General features: G+C 69.1%; 3 protein-coding genes. 1 reads left to right on the top strand and 2 read right to left on the bottom strand.

All coding sequences use genetic code 11. The annotated features are described in order from the left end of the window. The first annotated feature begins 35 nt into the window (after positions 1-35). The gene (locus tag ACFU95_RS50820) at positions 36-1,427 is read left to right on the top strand and encodes a polysaccharide lyase family 1 protein (RefSeq protein ID WP_383844710.1); all 1,392 of its coding nucleotides are present in this window, start codon (positions 36-38) and stop codon (positions 1,425-1,427) included. Between the two features lie 39 nt (positions 1,428-1,466). Here the strand turns inward: ACFU95_RS50820 and ACFU95_RS50815 are convergent, their stop codons facing one another. Both ACFU95_RS50815 and ACFU95_RS50810 read right to left on the bottom strand, forming a co-directional pair. After that, positions 1,467-2,078 carry a Uma2 family endonuclease gene (locus ACFU95_RS50815; RefSeq protein ID WP_383844707.1) on the bottom strand — a complete coding sequence of 204 codons (612 nt, stop codon included), beginning with the start codon at positions 2,076-2,078 and terminating at the stop codon, positions 1,467-1,469. A gap of 61 nt (positions 2,079-2,139) precedes the next feature. Next, positions 2,140-3,006: a helix-turn-helix domain-containing protein gene (locus ACFU95_RS50810; protein WP_383844703.1), complete on the bottom strand. Its 867-nt coding sequence runs from the start codon at positions 3,004-3,006 to the stop codon at positions 2,140-2,142. Positions 3,007-3,320 lie beyond the last annotated feature (314 nt).

Genomic DNA, 3,320 nt, shown 5'->3' with positions numbered 1-3,320 from the left:
ACGTTCTTCGAACCTCAAGCCGTCCCCCAAGCCGCCTGAAACATCACCAATCAACCGACCCGCCCCTTGACGAAAGAGATAGGGGCACCCCCCGCCCCACCCACCGCCGTTCCCTCCGCAGGCGCCGCACCGTCGTCGTCACCGCCGCGGCCCTGGCCGCCGGTGTCGGTGCCGGTGTCCTCGTGCTGAGCGCGAACGCCGGTGCGGTCGACCTGTACCACCAGACCCTGCCCGCGAAGGACGGCTGGGCGGCCTCCGGCTCCGGTACGACGGGCGGTGCGAAGGCCGGATCCGCGCACGTGTACACCGTCAGCACCCGTGCGCAGCTCGTGAAGGCGCTGGGGTCGGTCTCCGACACCACGCCCCGGATCATCAAGGTCAAGGGCACCATCGACGCCAACACCAGCGACGCCGGCAAGAAGCTGGCCTGCGCCGACTACGCCGCCGGCACCGGCTACTCGCTCTCCGCCTACCTCAAGGCATACGACCCGGCGACCTACGGCAGGAAGGCGCCGGCCGGGACACAGGAGAACGCCCGCAAGGCGGCCGCCGACAAGCAGAAGAAGAACATCGTCTTCCGGGTGCCCGCCAACACCACGATCGTGGGCGTCCCGGGCACCAACGCCGGCATCAAGGGCGGCAGCCTTCAGGTGCAGAACGTGAAGAACGTCATCGTCCGCAACCTCACGTTCGCCGACACCCAGGACTGCTTCCCGCAGTGGGACCCGACCGACGGCTCGTCCGGTGAGTGGAACTCCAACTACGACTCCGTCACCCTGCGCGGGGCGACCAACGTCTGGGCGGACCACAACACCTTCACCGACGCGCCGACCTTCGACAGCTCCGAGAAGTCGTACTTCGGCCGCAAGTACCAGACCCACGACGGCGCCCTCGACATCACCAACGGCTCCGACCTGGTGACCGTCGAGCGCAACCTGTTCAGCAACCACGACAAGACGATGCTGATCGGCAGCAGCGACACCGACAGCACCGGCAAGCTGCGGGTCACCCTCCACCACAACGTGTGGAAGGGGATCGTGCAGCGGGCGCCGCTGGCCCGGATCGGCCAGATCCACCTCTACAACAACCTCTACGACACGGCCACGCTCAACGGATACGCGCCGAAGTACAGCATCGACTCCCGCGCCAAGGCCCAGGTCGTCGCCGAGCACAACGCCTGGAGGCTGCCGTCCGGCGCCAAGACCGCCAAGCTGCTGAGCGGCGACGGCACCGGCTCGGTCGCCGGCACCGGCAACCTCGTCAACGGCACCGCGACCGACCTCGTGGCCGCCTACAACGCCGCCAACTCGAAGAAGCTCAAGACGACGGTGAACTGGAAGCCTGCGCTCACGGCGGGGCTCCAGACGTCGGCGAAGAACCTGGTGACGGAGCTGGGAGCGACGACGGGGGCGGGGGTTCTGAAGTAGCACTGTGGGCGGGGGTCGTCCAGGCAGGTAGCCGGAGGCTCACTCCTGCTCGGCAGCCCTGTTCTCATAGCGCGGCAGGTTGTCGGTCGAGATGGTCCAGTCGCCGATGGTGACGTCCTCGCCGTAGACGAAGTCCTTGCGGGTCGCGTAGCGGGGGCCCTCAGGAGTGGCGTGGATGTCGGTGAGGACGGCGCCGGTGCCGGTGCGGGGGTCGAAGATCGCGTAGGCGGGGATGCCGATCAGTGGGTAGTCGCGCATCTTGGTGACCCAGTCGTTGTCGGGGTTGGAGCGAGAGACGATCTCAATGGCGGCGATGAGCGTGAGCGGGTCGAAGGCCCCGTCTCCCTCCATGTCCGCCAAAGCGATCACCATCACGTCGGGGCGGCGCATGATGCCCTCTGGCTCCATCTCGACGTCGGGTTCGCCCGTGTGGGCCACGATCTCCTCAGGCATGACCTTCTCCAGGCGCTTCCGGAGATGGAGTGCGGTGAGCTCATGTGGCCGGACCGGCGCCATCATGTCGAGGACGATTCCTTCCTTGGTGATCTCGAACTTGCCGGGGAGGGTGCCGTCCGTGGACTCCACGAAGTCGCGCATCGCTCGGTACAGGGGGGAAGCACCCTGTCGCGCGTTGTCCGGGGCGATGGTCATGGCGCTCGCTCCTCGTGGTCTGTGCCCAGGGGCAAGGATCGTCGCTCTCATGCTAGGCGGCCTACAGGCGATCGGATCGGCAGTCGCGGCAGCGGCCGGGGGTAGGAGCCCGGAAGGGGCGGTCGCAGCCGTCGCAGGTCTGGAACGGGTGCCTGGGCTCCGGGGCCGATGGCGTCGGGGGCCGGAAAGGTGGCGGGGGCGGGAGCTGGGCGGCCAGGCGGTGGGCGAGGAAGGCGGCAGGGCGGATCAGGGGTTCGTTCGGCAGGTTCTCGGTGAGGGCGTGGCGTACGGCGGTGGCGGTGACGTCGCGCTCCAGCCAGGCGGCGACGCCGGGTGCGAGGTGTTCGGCATCGGTGGCGGAGAGGAGGAGGCGGGGGTCGCGGCGGCGGAGGCCGGCGAGAACGTCGACGGCTGTCTGGAGGAGGGCGGGGGAGGCGCACGAGGGCTGCGGTACGGCGGGGAGGCGCTTCTTGCGGGGAGGCGGCTCGTCCGTGGCGGCCGCGCGTCGGGCGGGCCGCCTGTCGGAGGGCTCGGACGGGGTGCGCCGGTGCCCTGGCCTGTTGCAGGAGACCGTGCGGGTGACGATCCGGCCGGTGGGGGTGCGTTCGCGGGTGCGGCGCAGGTAGCCGTGGGTTTCGAGTTCGCGCAGGGCGGCGGCGATACGGGTGGGGCCCTCGGGGAAGCGGTCGGCGAGGGTCTTGATGTCGACGGCGGTGCCCTGCCGCACCGACTGGATGTAGCACGCCAGCCCGATGGCGAGCCCGGACAGCTCCCGGTGCTGGATGAGGTCGTTGCCGATCACCGTGAAGTTCTCAGTGTGGCGGGCGTTGTCGTGGACGACGCCGGCTTGCGGTCGCGCGTGGGGGTGGTTTTCGCCTGAGACGCGGGACTGGGAGCGCGAGGGCGCGCTAGTGTTTTCGGTGTCCATCAGGAAGCTCCGAACTTCCTCGGTGGTCAGGCCCCCGCACTGGGATTGCTACTCCCGGCGGGGGCCGTCGCATGTCTGCGGTTGGGTCTTGCTGCGGTGAGCGTAAGGCAGGCAACCGGTCCCGAATCCAGCCGAGTTGGGCATATTCACTCGCGGGAGTGAGTTTGCCCGGCGGGAGGGAGGGGTGGGGCTTGGTGGGGTGCTTTCTCCCCAGTGGGTGGTTCATCGGATTCCTCCGTGGATACCCCGGCCTTCAGGCCGGGGAGGAAACGGACTCCTGCGGAGCAGGGCAAGGGGCCGCGATTCGCCGCCAG

The sequence above is a fragment of the Streptomyces sp. NPDC057623 genome (assembly GCF_042800355.1).
GTDB lineage: Bacteria > Actinomycetota > Actinomycetes > Streptomycetales > Streptomycetaceae > Streptomyces.
This window is presented reverse-complemented; position numbering and strand designations above follow the sequence as displayed.